The 16,322-nt window shown below is 69.9% G+C and carries 14 protein-coding genes; 9 read left to right on the top strand and 5 right to left on the bottom strand.

The window, feature by feature from the left end; all coding sequences use genetic code 11:
• Positions 1–110: 110 nt before the first annotated feature.
• Positions 111–965, bottom strand: a complete 855-nt coding sequence (locus ACIBVQ_RS30400; RefSeq protein WP_352013113.1) for a PAC2 family protein — start codon at positions 963–965, stop codon at positions 111–113.
• A gap of 190 nt (positions 966–1,155) precedes the next feature.
• Between ACIBVQ_RS30400 and metH the strand changes: the two genes are divergently transcribed.
• The 8 genes from metH (at position 1,156) to ACIBVQ_RS30440 (ending at position 12,317) form a co-directional block, all read left to right on the top strand.
• Complete coding sequence (gene metH, locus ACIBVQ_RS30405; RefSeq protein ID WP_399181644.1) at positions 1,156–4,620, top strand: methionine synthase; 3,465 nt, start codon at positions 1,156–1,158, stop codon at positions 4,618–4,620.
• A gap of 21 nt (positions 4,621–4,641) precedes the next feature.
• Positions 4,642–5,292 carry an HAD family hydrolase gene (locus ACIBVQ_RS30410; RefSeq protein WP_386190389.1) on the top strand — a complete coding sequence of 217 codons (651 nt, stop codon included), beginning with the start codon at positions 4,642–4,644 and terminating at the stop codon, positions 5,290–5,292.
• A 131-nt stretch (positions 5,293–5,423) separates the two neighbouring features.
• Entirely contained in the window at positions 5,424–5,954 is a 531-nt protein-coding gene (locus ACIBVQ_RS30415) for a cellulose synthase (RefSeq protein ID WP_362777422.1), read from the top strand.
• Between the two features lie 263 nt (positions 5,955–6,217).
• A complete protein-coding gene (locus ACIBVQ_RS30420; protein WP_352013109.1) occupies positions 6,218–7,228 on the top strand; it encodes an ABC transporter permease in 1,011 nt (336 codons plus the stop codon).
• Between the two features lie 58 nt (positions 7,229–7,286).
• Positions 7,287–9,071 carry an ABC transporter substrate-binding protein gene (locus ACIBVQ_RS30425; protein ID WP_362915859.1) on the top strand — a complete coding sequence of 595 codons (1,785 nt, stop codon included), beginning with the start codon at positions 7,287–7,289 and terminating at the stop codon, positions 9,069–9,071.
• Positions 9,072–9,152: 81 nt separating this feature from the next.
• Positions 9,153–10,166 (top strand): ABC transporter permease, encoded by a 1,014-nt coding sequence (locus tag ACIBVQ_RS30430; protein ID WP_352013236.1) that lies wholly within the window; start codon positions 9,153–9,155, stop codon positions 10,164–10,166.
• On the top strand, positions 10,163–11,206 hold the full coding sequence (locus ACIBVQ_RS30435) for an ABC transporter ATP-binding protein (protein ID WP_352013107.1): 1,044 nt from the start codon (positions 10,163–10,165) through the stop codon (positions 11,204–11,206). The genes ACIBVQ_RS30430 and ACIBVQ_RS30435 overlap by 4 nt, the downstream gene beginning before the upstream one ends.
• A 61-nt stretch (positions 11,207–11,267) precedes the next feature.
• A complete protein-coding gene (locus tag ACIBVQ_RS30440; RefSeq protein WP_352013106.1) occupies positions 11,268–12,317 on the top strand; it encodes a dipeptide ABC transporter ATP-binding protein in 1,050 nt (349 codons plus the stop codon).
• A gap of 76 nt (positions 12,318–12,393) precedes the next feature.
• Here the strand turns inward: ACIBVQ_RS30440 and ACIBVQ_RS30445 are convergent, their stop codons facing one another.
• Both ACIBVQ_RS30445 and ACIBVQ_RS30450 read right to left on the bottom strand, forming a co-directional pair.
• Entirely contained in the window at positions 12,394–12,684 is a 291-nt protein-coding gene (locus ACIBVQ_RS30445) for a hypothetical protein (RefSeq protein ID WP_352013105.1), read from the bottom strand.
• Complete coding sequence (locus ACIBVQ_RS30450) at positions 12,681–13,445, bottom strand: AzlC family ABC transporter permease (protein ID WP_399181648.1); 765 nt, start codon at positions 13,443–13,445, stop codon at positions 12,681–12,683. Before ACIBVQ_RS30450 ends, ACIBVQ_RS30445 begins: the two co-directional genes overlap by 4 nt.
• A 79-nt stretch (positions 13,446–13,524) precedes the next feature.
• On the opposite strand from ACIBVQ_RS30450, the gene ACIBVQ_RS30455 reads away from it, so the two are divergent.
• A complete protein-coding gene (locus tag ACIBVQ_RS30455; protein WP_362915855.1) occupies positions 13,525–14,403 on the top strand; it encodes a LysR family transcriptional regulator in 879 nt (292 codons plus the stop codon).
• Here the strand turns inward: ACIBVQ_RS30455 and ACIBVQ_RS30460 are convergent.
• Both ACIBVQ_RS30460 and ACIBVQ_RS30465 read right to left on the bottom strand, forming a co-directional pair.
• On the bottom strand, positions 14,381–15,064 hold the full coding sequence (locus ACIBVQ_RS30460) for a response regulator transcription factor (protein ID WP_352013102.1): 684 nt from the start codon (positions 15,062–15,064) through the stop codon (positions 14,381–14,383). The genes ACIBVQ_RS30455 and ACIBVQ_RS30460 overlap by 23 nt on opposite strands.
• Positions 15,064–16,242, bottom strand: a complete 1,179-nt coding sequence (locus tag ACIBVQ_RS30465) for a sensor histidine kinase (RefSeq protein WP_399181651.1) — start codon at positions 16,240–16,242, stop codon at positions 15,064–15,066. The genes ACIBVQ_RS30460 and ACIBVQ_RS30465 overlap by 1 nt, the downstream gene beginning before the upstream one ends.
• Between the last annotated feature and the right edge of the window lie 80 nt (positions 16,243–16,322).

The following is a 16,322-nucleotide window of genomic DNA, read 5'->3' on the forward strand; positions in this document are numbered from 1 at the left end:
AACCGGTTTCCCAACCCGGTGCGACCCGAAGGAAGACCCGGATGGTCACCGATTATCACTCTAAATCAGTGGAGAAAGGAGTAAACGATTATAACTATGTCGCGGGCGTCTCAGCCATCGCCGTCGCGATCTCTGCGCCGGAGATAGCGTTCGAACTCCGCGGCGATGGCGTCGCCGCTCGCCTCGGGCAGCTCGGCGGCGTCCTTGCGCTCCTCAAGCTCCTTGACGTAGTCGGCCACCTCGCTGTCCTGTGAGGCCAGCTCGTCCACCCCGTGCTCCCAGGCCCGCGACTCCTCCGCCAGGGCGCCCATCGGCATCGGGATGTCGAGGAGGTCCTCCATCCGGCTGAGCAGCGCCATGGTTGCCTTGGGGTTGGGCGGCTGCGCCACGTAGTGCGGCACCGAGGCCCACAGTGAGACCGCGTGCACCCCGGCGGTGCCGAGCGCGTGCTGGAGCACGCCGACGATGCCGGTCGGCCCCTCGTAGCGGTTCAGTTCCAGGTTGATCGCTCTGGCCAGCCCCTCGTCGGTCGCCGAGCCGACGATCGGCACGGGCCGGGTGTGCGGGGAGTCGTTGAGAAGCGCGCCGAGCAGTACGGCCAGCTCGACGCCCAGTTCGCGGCAGATCACGACGATCTCCTCGCAGAACGAGCGCCAGCGCATGTTCGGCTCGATGCCGCGCACCAGCACCACGTCGCGGTCGGCGCCGGGAGGACGGGCGAAGGACAGCTTGGTCGTCGGCCACGTGATGGACCTGGTCAGGCCCTCACCCATCTCCACGATGGGGCGCGTCACCTGGAAGTCGTAGTACTCCTCCGGATCGAAGGAGACCAACGGGGTGGCCTTCCACTCCTCCTCAAGGTGTGCGATCACTCCGCTCGAAGCCTCGCCCGCGTCGTTCCACCCCTCGAACGCGGCGATCAGCACCGGGTCGACGAGCTCGGGTAGACCTTCGAGTTCGATCACGCGCGGCCTCCTCCTGGTTTCCTCGCCGTACTGTCTATCCCGCTAAGCCTATGCTGTGAGGGGGCCTTTACGTCACCTTCCCAGGGGTGCGCATGATCAGGACGGCCACGGCACGTTCGCCCCGTCCTGCCCGCCGCGGTGCCGTACGGCGGGGCGGTGACGGTCGCAGGGGCCCCAGTAGTCTTGTCCCATGACGAGCACCCCGTCTTTCCGTGAGGCTCTGGCCGAGCGGGTGATGGTCGCCGACGGGGCCATGGGGACGATGCTCCAGGCCCACGAGATCACCCTCGACGACTTCGAGGGGCACGAGGGCTGCAACGAGGTCCTCAACGTCACCCGCCCCGACATCGTCCGCGCCGTGCACGACGCCTACTTCGAGGTCGGCGTCGACTGCGTCGAGACCAACACCTTCGGCGCCAACCTGGCCGCGCTGGGCGAGTACGACATCCAGGAACGCGTCTTCGAGTACTCGGAGGCCGGGGCCAGGGTCGCCAGGCAGGCCGCGGACCACTGGTCGGCGCCCGGCCGTCCCCGATACGTGCTCGGATCCATCGGGCCCGGCACCAAGCTGCCCACCCTGGGGCACCGGCCGTACGGCGTGCTGCGCGACGCCTACTACGACAACGCGGCCGGTCTGATCTCCGGAGGGGCCGACGCCCTCATCGTCGAGACCTGCCAGGACCTGCTCCAGGTCAAGGCGGCCGTCGTCGGGGCGAAGCGGGCCGTGGCCGACGGGGGCAGGGACGTGCCGATCATCGCCCAGGTGACGATCGAGACCAACGGCGCGATGCTGCTCGGCTCCGAGATCGGCGCCGCGCTCACCGCCGTCGAGCCCCTCGGCGTCGACGTCATCGGGCTCAACTGCGCCACCGGCCCGGCCGAGATGAGCGAGCACCTGCGCCATCTGGCCAACCACGCGCGGGTGCGCCTGTCCTGCATGCCGAACGCGGGCCTGCCCGTGCTGACCTCGGACGGCGCCTACTATCCGCTCTCGCCGGAGGAGCTGGCCTCCGCCCACGAGACCTTCGTCCGCGACTACGGCCTGTCCCTGGTCGGCGGCTGCTGCGGCACCACGCCCGAGCATCTGCGCCAGGTGGTCGAGCGGGTGCGCGGCCACGAGGTGCCCGCCCGCCGTCCCCGTCCCGAGCCGGGTGCCTCCTCGCTCTACCAGAGCGTCCCCTTCCGCCAGGAGACCTCCTACCTGGCCATCGGTGAGCGCACCAACGCCAACGGCTCAAAGGCCTTCCGCGAGGCGATGCTCGCGGGCGACTGGGAGGAGTGCGTCGAGATCGCCAGGGCGCAGGCCCGAGACGGCGCCCACATGCTGGACCTGTGCGTCGACTACGTCGGCCGTGACGGCGCCGGCGACATGCGGGAGCTGGCCTTCCGGCTGGCCACGGCCTCGACGCTGCCGATCGTGCTCGACTCGACGGAGCCCGCCGTGATCGAGGCGGGACTGGAGATGCTCGGCGGGCGCGTGATCGTCAACTCGGTCAACTACGAGGACGGCGACGGCCCGGACTCGCGCTTCCACAGGATCATGCGGCTGGTCCGCGAGCACGGCGCCGCGGTGACCGTCATGACCATCGACGAGCAGGGCCAGGCCCGCACCGCGGCCGACAAGGTCAGGATCGCCTCCAGGATCATCGACGACCTGCGCCGGGACTGGGGGATGCGGATCGAGGACATCGTCGTCGACACCCTCACCTTCCCCATCGCGACCGGCCAGGAGGAGACCAGGCGCGACGGCGTCGAGACCATCGAGGCGATCAGGGAGCTCAAGCGGCTGTACCCCGGCGTGCAGACCGTGCTCGGCCTGTCCAACATCTCCTTCGGCCTCAACCCGGCCGCGCGGGTGGTCCTCAACAGCGTCTTCCTCAACGAGTGCGTCAACGCGGGCCTCGACTCGGCCATCGCGCACGCCTCCAAGATCCTGCCGATGTCACGCATCCCCGACGAGCAGCGCCAGGTCGCCCTGGACATGGTCTACGACAGGCGCAGGGAGGGCTACGACCCGCTGCAGCGGTTCATGGAGCTGTTCGAGGGGGTGGACGCCGCCTCGGTCAAGGCCGACAGGGCCGCCGAGCTGCTCGCCCTGCCGCTGTGGGAGCGGCTCAGGCGCCGTATCGTCGACGGTGAGCGCAAGGGGCTCGAAACCGACCTCGACGAGGCCCTGGCCCTGCGTCCGGCCCTGGAGATCGTCAACGACGTGCTGCTCGACGGCATGAAGACCGTCGGCGAGCTGTTCGGCTCCGGCCAGATGCAACTGCCGTTCGTGCTCCAGTCGGCCGAGGTGATGAAGAGCTCCGTCGCCTACCTCGAACCCCACATGGAGCGGGTCGAGGGCGAGAGCAAGGGCCGCATCGTGCTGGCCACCGTCAAGGGCGACGTGCACGACATCGGCAAGAACCTGGTCGACATCATCCTGTCCAACAACGGCTACGAGGTCGTCAACCTCGGCATCAAACAGCCGGTCTCGGTGATCCTTGAGGCGGCCGAGGACAAGGGCGCCGACGTGATCGGCATGTCCGGCCTGCTGGTCAAGTCCACGGTCGTCATGAAGGAGAACCTGGAGGAGATGAACTCCAGGGGCATCGCCGAGCGCTATCCCGTGCTGCTCGGCGGCGCCGCGCTCACCCGCGCCTACGTCGAGCAGGATCTCGCCGAGCTCTTCCAGGGTGAGGTCCGCTACGCCCGTGACGCCTTCGAGGGGCTGCGTCTGATGGACGCCTTCATGGCGGTCAAGCGCGGTGAGGAGGGCGCCAGGCTGCCCGAGCTGCGCGAACGGCGGGTCAGGACCGGGGCGAGACTGGTCAGGACGCCGGAGGAGGAGCTGCCCGCCCGCTCGGACGTGGCCGCGGACAACCCCGTGCCGAGGGCGCCCTTCCACGGTGAACGCGTCGTCAAGGGCATCCCGCTCGCCGACTACGCCGCCTTCCTCGACGAGCGCGCGACCTTCATGGGTCAGTGGGGCCTGAAGGCCGCGCGGGGCGGGGAGGGCCCCTCCTACGAGGAACTGGTCGAGACAGAGGGCAGGCCCCGCCTGCGCATGTGGCTGGAGCGGATGCAGACAGAGGGCCTGCTTGAGGCGGCCGTCGCCTACGGCTACTTCCCCTGCGTCAGCGAGGGGAACGCGCTGATCGTCCTGGACGAGGCGGGCGGGGAGCGCACCAGGTTCACCTTCCCGCGCCAGCGCCGTGACCGGCACCTGTGCCTGTCGGACTTCTTCAGGTCCAGGGAGTCCGGTGAGACGGATGTGGTCGCCTTCCAGATCGTCACCATGGGCGGCCGGATCTCCGAGGCGACGGCCGAGCTGTTCGCCAAGGACGCCTACCGTGACTACCTGGAGCTGCACGGCCTGTCGGTACAGCTCACCGAGGCGCTGGCCGAGTACTGGCACGCCCGGGTCCGCGCGGAGCTCGGCATCGGTGGCGACGAGTCGCTTGAGGACATGCTGAAGGTCAACATCACCGGGTGCCGTTACTCCTTCGGCTACCCAGCCTGTCCCAACCTGGAGGACCAGGTCCAGCTGACCCAGCTGATCGACCCGGCCAGGATCGGGGTGAGCCTGTCGGAGGAGTTCCAGCTCCATCCGGAGCAGTCGACGTCCGCGCTGGTCGTCCACCACCCTGAGGCCAAGTATTTCAACGTCTGACGTGTAAGGGGTTTTCAGGGTATGGACGCGGTTCTCTTCGACATGGACGGTCTGCTCGTCGACAGCGAGAAGATCTGGTTCCAGGTCGAGAGCGAGGTGATGGAACGGCTCGGCGGCGACTGGAGGCCGACCGACCAGGAGAACCTGGTCGGCGGTTCGATGCCCTCGACCGTCGCCTACATGCTGAAGGCCTCCGGCTCCGGCGCGGACCCCGCGGACGTGGCGGCCTGGATGCTGGAGGGCATGACCTCCAGGCTCGCCGATGGGGTCGAGATGATGCCGGGCGCCGCCGAGCTGCTGGCGGCCGTACGGCGGGCGGGGCTGCCGACCGCGCTGGTCACCTCCTCGCTCAGGCCCATCGCCGAGGCCTGTCTCGACGGCATCGGCAGGCACAACTTCGACCGGGTCGTCACCGGGGACGACGTGACGAGGACCAAGCCGGACCCCGAGCCCTACCTGCTGGCCGCGAGCCTGCTCGGGGTCGGCCCGGCCCGCTGCGTCGTGCTTGAGGACTCCCCGAACGGTGTGACCTCCGCCACCGCGGCGGGCTGCCGTGTCGTGGCCGTGCCCAGCGTGCTGCCCGTCCCGCAGGCACCCGGGCGCCTGGTCGTCGGCTCGCTGCGCGAGGTCGGCGTCGAGACGCTGCGGGAGCTGTCCGCCGCGAGCCTGTGACCCACCCGGACTCTTCCCTGAGAGGGTCCCCGGCGGCCCCCTAGGGGACGTTCCCTCCGCTGGGAGGAGGAACGGTCCTCGCGCGACATGCCAGGATGGATCGGGTAAGCCGACTTTGAGGGGCGGTCCGCATGTTGTCGTACGGTCAGATCGCGTGGTTGCCGCTGTGCGCCGGGGTCACCGGGGTGGGGCTGGTGCTGAGCTTCCTGGCGCTGCGCCGCAGAGGCGCGGCCGCGGGACTGAGAGGGGCGGCCTGGTCGCTGCTGCCCATGGCGGCCTACCTCACCGGTGCGCTGCCCGCGCTCTGGCAGGCGGGTACGGCCATCGCCGGATTCCTCACCGGCCTGGTCTTCAACCCCATCGTGTGGTCGGGGGTCGCCGTCACGGGGCTTTCCGCGCTGCTGTTCCTGGTGTCCGGCGTGCTGCGCCGCCGTGCCGCCCCCAAGGCGGCCGCGGCTCCCGCGGCCTCCGCCGCCCCCGCCGCGCCGGGGGTCACCGCCGGGTCCCCGGCCACCCAGCCCCTGCCGCGGCGCCAGCCCCAGGCCGGAGCGAAGCCGGGCGCCCAGACCGGTGCCAAGCCCGGCGCCCGGGGGGCCTCGCCCGCCGCCGACGACGACTTCTCGGATATCGAGGCCATTCTCAAGCGCCGCGGGATCGGATGACCCAGCGTCACCCCTTGGGTGCAATGTCACAAATCTGAGACACAAGCCGAACGGCTTCTGGACATTCGCTTCAAGATCAAAACAAATGAATTTCGCATGAATCACAGTTGAGCCACATGGTGTGCCAGGGGACTAGTCAGCGCAGATCAGCCCATAGATTCTGCGTCACGGGACCGTCAAACGGCCCATAGACTTCAGGCGCGCTACCCGACCCGGGCACGCGTAATAGGACAATGTCGTCTGGGACCCAGGGGGCCACTGGTATGACCGCACCGCTCGATGTCTCCGGGCAGGCCATGGAGGCCCAGCCCGAGGCCGTTCTCGAAGGGGCGGGCGGAAAGGCCATCGAAGGCCGTTCGCTCGGGCGGATCGCGTGGATTCGCCTCAAGCGCGACAAGGCGGCGATCATCGGCGCCTTCATCGTGGCCTTCCTGACCTTGGTCGCCATCTTCGCCGAACGTCCCTTCGGGGGCCTGATCGCGCTGTTCGGTGACAACCCGAACATTCCGAACAACGACCTGATCGACCCGCTCACCAGCGCCCCCAGCGGCGCCTGGGGCGGCATCAGCCTGGAGCATCCGTTCGGCCTCGAACCGGTCAACGGGCGCGACCTGTTCGCCAGGGTCCTGTCGGGTGCCCAGATCTCGCTGCTGGTCGCCTTCCTCGCCACCCTGATGTCGGTGGTGATCGGCTCGCTGATGGGTGTGTTGGCAGGCTTCTTCGGGGGCTGGGTCGACACGCTGATCAGCCGCCTGATGGACATCTTCCTGGCCTTCCCGCTGCTGCTGTTCGCCATCGCCATCGTGGGCGCGCTGCCCGACTCGGCGCTCGGCCTGACCGGCAACGGCCTGCGGATCGCCGTGATCGTGTTCATCATCGGTTTCTTCAGCTGGCCGTACATCGCGCGTATCGTGCGTGGTCAGACGCTGTCGCTGCGTGAGCGGGAGTTCGTGGACGCCGCGCGTTCGCTCGGCGCGGGCAACGGCTACATCATCTTCCGCGAGATGCTGCCGAACCTCGTGGCGCCGATCCTGGTGTACGCGACGCTGCTCATCCCCACGAACATCCTCTTCGAGGCCGCGCTGTCCTTCCTCGGAGTGGGCGTGAACGAACCGCAGGCCTCGTGGGGCGGCATGCTCACCCGGGCGGTGGACTACTACCAGATCGCCCCGCACTTCATGATCGTTCCGGGCCTCGCGATCTTCATCACCGTCATGGCCTTCAACCTGCTGGGCGACGGGCTCAGGGACGCCCTCGACCCGCGCGCCCGATAGCGGAACACGACCGTTTCTCCATATCACTGTCACTCATGACAAGGGGTGTACCACCACGATGAGGAAGACCAACGTCCTGGCGCTCGCGGCGCTGGGCACCGTGCTGACGATGGGGCTCGCCGCCTGTGGCGGCACAGCCGGTGGCGGTGGCAACACGTCCCCCGCGAACAACGGCTCGACGGGCACCGGTAACGCCTCGGCCGCCAAGCACAACGACGGCTACACCAAGGTCGTCAACCCGTCGGACGCCAAGGGCGGCACGCTCAAGTTCGCGCTGACCGACGAGCCGGACTCCGCCGACCCGGGCAACACCTACTACGCCTGGAACTGGAACTTCACCCGGCTCTACGCCCGCCCCCTGATGACCTACGCGGCCAAGCCCGGTCCCGAGGGCCTGAAGCTGGTCCCCGACCTGGCCGAGGCCCCCGGTGAGGTCAGCGCCGACGGCAAGACGTGGACCTACAAGCTGAAGAAGGGCATCAAGTACGACGACGGCACCGAGGTCAAGGCCGCGGACGTCAAGTACGCCATCGCCCGCAGCAACTTCACCGCGGAGCTCACCGACGGTCCGAAGTACTTCGCGCAGTACCTCGACGCCGGCGACTACAAGGGTCCCTACAAGGACAAGAACCTCGACGACTTCAAGGGCATCGAGACCCCCGACGACTACACGGTCGTCTTCAAGCTCAAGGCGCCCTTCTCCGAGTTCGACTTCCTGGTCGCCAACCCGCAGTCCGCCCCGGTGCCGCAGGCCAAGGACACCGGTGTCGACTACGAGAAGGCCGTCGCCTCCACCGGTCCCTACAAGTTCGAGAGCTACGAGGTCGGCAAGCAGCTCAACCTCGTCAGGAACGAGAACTGGGACCAGGCGACCGACACCACCCGCAAGCAGCTGCCTGACCGCATCGAGGTGCAGTACAAGCAGAACGCCGAGGACATCGACAACCGCCTGATCGCCGGGCAGATCCAGGTCGACCTGGGCGGCACCGGTCTGCAGCCCGCCGGCCGCGCGAAGGTCGTCAGCAACCCGCAGCTGAAGGACTCGACGGACAACCCGTTCACGCCCTTCAACCGCTACGCGATGATGTCCACCAAGGTCGCGCCGTTCGACAACGTCGAGTGCCGCAAGGCCGTGCAGTACGCCACCGACAAGGTCGCCACCCAGGCGCCGTGGGGCGGCCCGCTCGGCGGTGACATCGGCACCACCGCGATGACCCCGACCACGGTCGGCTACAAGCCGTTCGACCTCTACCCGAACGGCGCCGACCACAAGGGCGACCTGGCCAAGGCCAAGGAGGCCCTGGCGGCCTGCGGTCACCCGGACGGCTTCTCGACCAACATCGCGGTCCGCGGTGACCGGACCAAGGAGGTCCAGGTCGCCGAGGCGATGCAGGCCTCCCTCGACCGGGTCGGCATCAAGCTCACGATCAAGAAGTACCCCTCGGGTGACTGGAGCGCGCAGTACGCCGGCAAGCCGGACTTCGTGCACAAGAACAACCTGGGCATCATGATCGCCGGCTGGGGCTCCGACTGGCCGTCCGGCTTCGGCTTCCTGTCGCAGATCGTCGACGGCCGGGCCATCAAGCCCTCCGGCAACTACAACATGATGGAGCTCGACGACAAGTCGATCAACGAGCTGCTCGACAAGGGCGTCCAGACCTCCGACGCCGCCGCCCGCAACGAGATCTGGGCCCAGGTCGACCAGAAGGTCATGGAGTCGGCCGCGTTCATGTCCTTCGTCTACGAGAAGACGCTGATCTTCCGTCCCGCCAGCCTCACCAACGCGTACGTGCACCCCGCCTGGGGCATGTACGACTACACGTGGCTGGGTGTCAAGCAGTAGTCCTTCTCTAGCTAGCCAAAGGCAGGTGAAGGCCTGACGATGCCCGGGAGCGACCCTCCCGGGCATCCCGGCCGAACGATCGTGGTCGCTTTCATCGTCCGCCGCGTGATCGCCGCCGTGCTGATGCTCGCCGTCGTCAGCATGGCCACTTTCGCGATCTTCTTCCTCATCCCGCGCGCCCTGGGACAGACCCCTGAGGGCATGGCGTCGCGTTACGTGGGAAGGGACGCCACACCCGAGGCGATCCAGGGAGCCGTCAAGCGGCTGCACCTGGACGACCCGCTGCTCGTGCAGTACGGGCGTTTCGTCAAGGGCATCGTCGCCGGTGAGGATTACTCCCTCGGCCCCAAGAAGGCCGAGTGCCCCGCGCCCTGCTTCGGCTTCTCGTTCAACAACAACCAGCCGGTCTGGCCGACGCTGCTCGACCGGTTGCCCGCGACGCTCTCGCTGGCCCTCGGCGCCGCCGTCCTGTGGCTCGTCACCGGTGTCAGCATCGGTGTCATCTCCGCGCTGAAACGCGGCACCGCACTGGACAGAGCGGCCATGACGATCGCCCTGGCCGGAGTGTCGTTGCCGATCTACTTCACCGGCCTGGTCTCCCTGTCGGTGTTCGCCTACACGCTCGGGATCTTCCCCGGCGGCGGCAGCTACACCCCGATCACCCAGGACCCGGTCATGTGGTTCCAGGCGCTCGTGCTGCCCTGGATCACCCTGGCCTTCCTCTACGCCGCCCTGTACGCACGGCTCACCAGGGCGGGCATGCTGGAGACGATGGGTGAGGACTACATCCGCACCGCCCGCGCCAAGGGGCTCAGGGAGCGCACGGTCGTCACCAAGCACGCCCTGCGCGCCACGCTGACCCCCATCCTCACCATCTTCGGTCTCGACCTCGGGCTGCTGCTGGGCGGTGCGGTGCTCACCGAGAGCACCTTCTCCATCCAGGGAGTCGGCAAGCTGGTGATCGACGCGATCCGCGGCAACGACCTGCCGGTCGTGCTGGGGGTGACCCTGTTCGCGGCGTTCTTCATCGTCCTGGCCAACCTCATCGTGGACATCCTGTACGCGGTGGTCGACCCGAGGGTGAGGCTCTCATGACGACTCAGCCACCCGAGTCCTTCCTCGAACTGCGCGACCTGCGCATTCACTTCCCGACCGAGGACGGCCTGGTCAAGTCCGTCGACGGCCTGTCGTACAAGCTCGACCGGGGCAAGACCCTGGGCATCGTGGGCGAGTCCGGCTCCGGCAAGAGCGTGACGAGCCTGGGCATCCTCGGCCTGCACAAGGGCGGCAGCGCGAAGATCTCCGGTGAGATCTGGCTCGACGGCGAGGAACTCGTCAGCGCCAGTGCCGACCACGTGCGGACGCTGCGCGGCAAGAAGATGGCGATGATCTTCCAGGATCCGCTGTCGTCGATGCATCCCTTCTACTCCGTCGGCGCCCAGATCGTCGAGGCCTACCGGATCCACAACAAGGTCAGCAAGGCCGTCGCGCGCAAGCACGCGATCGACATGCTCGGCCGGGTGGGCATCCCGCAGCCCGACAGGAGGGTCGACGACTTCCCCCACCAGTTCTCCGGTGGCATGCGCCAGCGCGCGATGATCGCCATGGCGCTCTCCTGCGACCCCGAGCTGCTGATCGCCGACGAGCCGACCACGGCCCTCGACGTGACCGTCCAGGCGCAGATCCTGGACCTCATGACCGACCTGCAGCGCGAGTTCAACTCCGCGCTGATCATCATCACCCACGACCTCGGCGTGGTGGCCGAGCTGTCGGACGACATCCTGGTGATGTACGGCGGCAAGTGCGTCGAGTACGGCTCCGCGGAGGACATCTTCTACCGGCCGGAGCACCCCTACACCTGGGGCCTGCTGGGGTCGATGCCCCGTCTGGACCGTGATCGGACCGAGCGCCTGCTCCCGATCAAGGGCACGCCGCCCTCCCTGATCAACGTCCCGAGCGGTTGCGCCTTCAACCCCCGGTGCGCCTACGCGGGCCGTACCGAGGGCAAGTCCACCACACAGGTGCCCGAACTGCTGGAGACCGAGGGCGGTCACCTGGTCCGCTGCCACATGCCACGCGCGGAGCGGCGGTCCATCTGGGACAACGAGATCAAGCCGATGATGGAGAGCACGTGAGCGAGCGTAGCCAGCGAGCCGGTGGGCACACCGTATGCCCGCGAGTGACGGGAGAGGGCGCGTGACCTCGCACGAGGACCACAAGAACGAGGCCGAGGTCCTGCTGTCCGTCCAGGGGCTCCAGAAGCACTTCCCGGTGACCAAGGGGCTGCTGCGCCGCCAGGTCGGCGCGGTCAAGGCCGTCGACGGGGTCTCCTTCGACGTCCGCAAGGGGGAGACGCTCGGCCTGGTCGGTGAGTCCGGCTGTGGCAAGAGCACCACCGGCAGGCTGATCACCCGGCTGCTCGAACCGACCGGTGGGAAGATCCACTTCGAGGGTCACGACATCACCCACATGTCGGCGTCGCGGATCCGCCCGCTCCGCCGGGACATGCAGATGATCTTCCAGGACCCCTACTCCTCGCTCAACCCCAGGCACACGGTCGGCGCCATCGTGGGCGCCCCCTTCCGCATCCAGGGGATCGAGACCGAGCAGGGTACGAAGAAGGCGGTCCAGGACATCCTCGAACTGGTCGGCCTCAACCCGGAGCACTACAACCGCTATCCGCACGAGTTCTCCGGCGGCCAGCGCCAGCGCATCGGCATCGCCCGCACACTCGCGCTCAAGCCCAAGCTCATCATCGCCGACGAGCCGGTCTCCGCGCTGGACGTGTCGATCCAGGCCCAGGTGGTCAACCTCCTGGAGGACCTGCAGGACGAGCTGGACCTGACCTACGTCATCGTCGCGCACGACCTGTCGGTCATCCGGCACATCAGCGACCGGGTCGCGGTCATGTACCTCGGCAAGATCGTCGAACTGGCAGACCGCAAGTCCCTGTACGACACGCCGATGCACCCGTACACCAACGCCCTGATGTCGGCGGTGCCGATCCCCGACCCGGCCAGGCGTAACGACCGCGAGCGCATCCGGCTCCAGGGCGACGTGCCCAGCCCGCTCAACCCGCCGCCCGCCTGCCGCTTCCACACCCGCTGCTGGAAGGCGCAGGAGGTGTGCAAGACGGTCGAGCCGCCGCTGGTCGAGCTGGCCCCCCGGCACCAGGTGGCCTGCCACTTCCCGGAGAACGCCCCGGAGACAGGCCGGGCGACCCCGGCCGAGACGGTCTCCGCCTGAGGCGCCGACGCGCCGGGGCGCCGAGGCATCCGGACCTCCCGCCCCGTACGGCCCCGCCGTACGGGGCGGCCGGCGTTCAGGGGAGCAGGGCCCCGGCGAGGGTGCCCAGCAGCACGGCGGGCAGGAACCCGGTACGGCGGGCGCACAGCCCGGCCACCGTGGCGGCGACGGCCAACCGGACCGAGGGAGCGCCGCCGGGCGCCGCCTGGACGGTCACCACGGCGGCCAGCAGGGCCACCGGCAGCGCCGCGGCCGCCGCGCCGAATCCCGGGCCGCCGACGCGTCCCGAGGCCGCCGCGCTCACACCGGCCAGCCGCAGCAGGTAGGTCGTCACCGCCAGCCCCGTCACGAACAGCACGACGCTCACGCCCGTCTCACCGCCCCCGGCAGTACGGCCAGCGCCGCGAGCGCGACCGGCAGGCCCGCGGGCAGCCACCACGAGGACACCAGCGCCGTCGCCGCGGCGCCCGCCGCGACGGCCAGATCGGCACGGGTGCGCAGCAACGGGGCCAGCAGCGCCGCGAAGGCCGCGACCGCGGCGCCGTCGACGGCCTGCCGGGCCTCGTCGGGCAGCGCGGCCCCCAGCGTCGCGCCCACGACGGTCCCGGCCACCCAGCCGGTGAAGAGCACCGACCCGACGACGAGGAAGGTCCGCCTGCGCGCGCGGGGGGACTCACGCGTCACCGCCGCGGCCACCGACTCGTCGGAGACCAGGTGCGCGGCGAGCGCGCGCCCCCACCGGGTCGGGAAGACGTCGCCGAGCGCCAGGCCGAAGGCGGTCAGCCGCAGGTTGACCAGCGACGCCGTGGCCACCGCGGCGGCCACTGAAACGGTCACTGAAACGGACGCTGAGAGGGCCACTGAGGCGGCCGCCGTGGCCCCCGGGACCGCCGGAGCCCGCGTTCCCACGTCGTCCAGCGCGGCCAGCCCGACGATCTGGCTCCCGCCCGCGTGCACCGCCACGCTGGCCAGCACCGCCTCCCAGACGGACCAGCCTCGCTCGACCGCCGCCGCGCCGAACACCGCCGAGTAGACGGCGGCCCCGCCCGCCGCGCCCAGCGCGAGCCCGAGGTCCTCCCGGAGGCCGCCCCGTCGTCCGGGAGGGGGCGTGCCCGTTCGTCGTCTCATGCGCCGATCCTCGGCGAAGGACCCCCGTCCTGTTCAACAGCCTCCGGCTATGCCCATAGCCGGAGGCTATCGTTGCGGGATGGAGGTTACGCTGCCCGCGGTACGGGCCTTCGTGGCCGTCGTCAGGGAGGGCTCGTTCGGCGGGGCGGCCACCCGGCTCGGCGTCAGCCAGCCCACGGTGAGCGCCGCCGTCAGACGCCTGGAGACCGCCGTGGGACGGCCGCTGCTGGTTCGTGACCGCGACGGCGTACGGCCGACCGAGCTGGGCCACCGGCTGCTGGCCCACGCGGTGGCCGTGGTGAGCGCCGCCGACGACTTCGAGGCGCTGCTGGCGGGGGAGACCCCGGAGCTGACGGTCGGCTTCATGGGTGAGGCGGCGGGCCCGCTGACCTCCCGGCTGCTCGCCGTCGTGCGCCGCGCCCGCGGCGGAGAGGTACGGCTGCGCCGGTTCGACTTCGACGACCCGTCCTGCGGCCTGCTGACCGGGGCCAGCGACCTGGCCGTGGTGTGGCCGCCGCTGGAGGCGGGTGACGCCCTGGAGACCCTGCTCCTGGGCACCGACCGGCGTGCCGTGGCCGTACCCGTCGGAGACCCTCTCGCCGGGCTCGCCACCGCGGGGCCGGCCGAGCTGGCGGGCCGCGTCTGGGTGGTGCCGCGCAGCCGGGACGAGGTCTGGCGGGCCTTTCGCCGTCCTGAGGCGGTCGGGGTGACGGACGTGGCGGGGGAGGTCGGCTCGGACGCGATCGAGGAGACCCTGGAACTGGTCGCGGCGGGACGGGGCGTCGCCCTGCTCTCTGAGGGGACCGACGAGCACTACGCCCGTGCCGGAGTGGTCTTCGTCCCCCTCACCGGCGGTCCCAGGTGCGCCACCGCCCTGGCCTGGCGGCGCGCGGACACCCGCCCTGTGCTGGCCGGCGTCCTGCGGGCACTCGGGGCTAGGGAATGGCGCCCGGAGTGATCAAGCCGGTCTCGTAGGCCAGGACGACGGCCTGGACGCGGTCGCGCAGGCCGAGTTTGGTGAGCACGTTGCCGACATGGGTCTTGACCGTGGTCTCGCTGACCACCAGCTCGGCGGCGATCTCCGCGTTCGACATGCCTCTGGCGATGAGCTTCAGCACTTCGAGCTCCCGCTCGGTCAGCCGGTCCAGACGGGCCGGAGTCGACTGCTGGTAGGCCGAGGGCAGCCGCGCTCCGAAACGGTCGAGCAGCCTGCGCGTGACGCTCGGCGCGACGATGGCGTCTCCCGCGGCGACCACCCGGATGGCCTGCACCAGCTCGTCGGGCGGGACGTCCTTGAGCAGGAAGCCGCTGGCCCCGGCGCGCAGCGCCTCCACGATGTACTCGTCGAGGTCGAAGGTCGTCAGCACCAGCACCCTGGGAACGTGCGCCCCACCGGTCGCCTCCCGGACGATCCTCCTGGTCGCCTCGATGCCGTCGACCCCGGGCATCCTGATGTCCATCAGCACCACGTCGGGCAGCAGAGCCCGCGACTGGTCCTGGGCGGCCTTGCCGTCCCCGGCCTCGCCGACCACGGTGACGTCGGGCTCGGCCTCCAGGATGAGACGGAAGCCGGTGCGCAGCAGTGGCTGGTCGTCCACCAGCAGCACTCTGATCGTCATCACACGTCCTTGAGGGGGAACCGGGCATTGACCTCGAACCCGCCCTCTGGGCGCGGGCCGATCCTCAGGACTCCACCATAGAGGGCCACACGCTCACGGATGCCGACGAGGCCGTGGCCGCTGCCCTCCCCGGGGACGGCGTCGCCGTCGAGGCCCCGGCCGTCGTCCTCGACCTCGACGGCCAGCTGGCCGTGCTCGTGCCGTACCGTCACCCAGGCGCGGGCCGTGGGACCCGCGTGCCGCAGGCTGTTGGTCAGTGCCTCCTGGACCAGCCGGTAGGCGGCCAGGTCGACCCCGGGCGGCAGCGTCCCCGGGGTGCCCTCGACCCACAGCTGCGCGCGCAGGCCCGCCTCCCGCATCTGGTCGACCAGCGCGGGGATCTCGGCGACCCCGGGCTGCGGGTTGCGTTCGGCGGGGGAGGCGTCGGTCCTGAGCACACCCACGATGTTGCGCATCTCCGCCATCGCGGTGCGGCCCATCTCCTCGATCGCGGACAGGGCCTCCCGCGCCCCCTCCGGGTTGGTCGCCAGCACCCGGCGCGCCGCGGAGGCCTGGACGGTCATCACGCTGACGTGGTGGGCGACCACGTCGTGCAGCTCCCTGGCGATGCGGGAGCGTTCCTCCGCCCTGGCCGCCCTGGTGTCGGCCTCCCTGGCCCGTTCGGTGCGCCGGGCCCGGTCGCGCAGCTCCTCCAGGTACGCCCTGCGCAGCCGTACGCTCCGGCCGGTGAGCCACATGGTGACGGTGAGGACCGTGACCGGCAGGTGGACGCCCCAGTCGCCGAGCGTGCCGCCGGGAACCGTCGTGACGAAGTGGCACACCAGGCTCCACACCAGCGCGCACAGGCTTAGCGCCAGGCCGCGGTGGGCGGCGACCGTGTAGACCAGCAGCAGCACCGCGGGCCACAGCGGCAGCCCGTCGACGCCCAGTGTCGCCAGGGCGATCCCCGCCAGGCAGGTCGTCAGCAGCATGGAGAAGGGCGCGCGGCGGCGCAGCACCAGGGACAGACACCAGGCCACGGTCAGCGCGGCGACGAGGCCCTCCTGCGTCCCCTCGCGGGGCGGGACGGCGCGCAGGAGGAGCACGGCGACCCCCGCGAGCGCCACCGCGAGAGCCGTGTCGGGGACCAGTGGACGGTCGTTGAGCCAGGCCCGCAGGACGCCGGAGGGGTTGCGCACACAATCAATTTAGGCGCCCAGTCTCCGCCGCCGCCCTGCTGCGGGTGGATATCGCACTCATACCCACGGATGACGCGGAA

The organism is Streptosporangium sp. NPDC049376, from assembly GCF_044466505.1.
Classification (GTDB): Bacteria; Actinomycetota; Actinomycetes; order Streptosporangiales; family Streptosporangiaceae; genus Streptosporangium.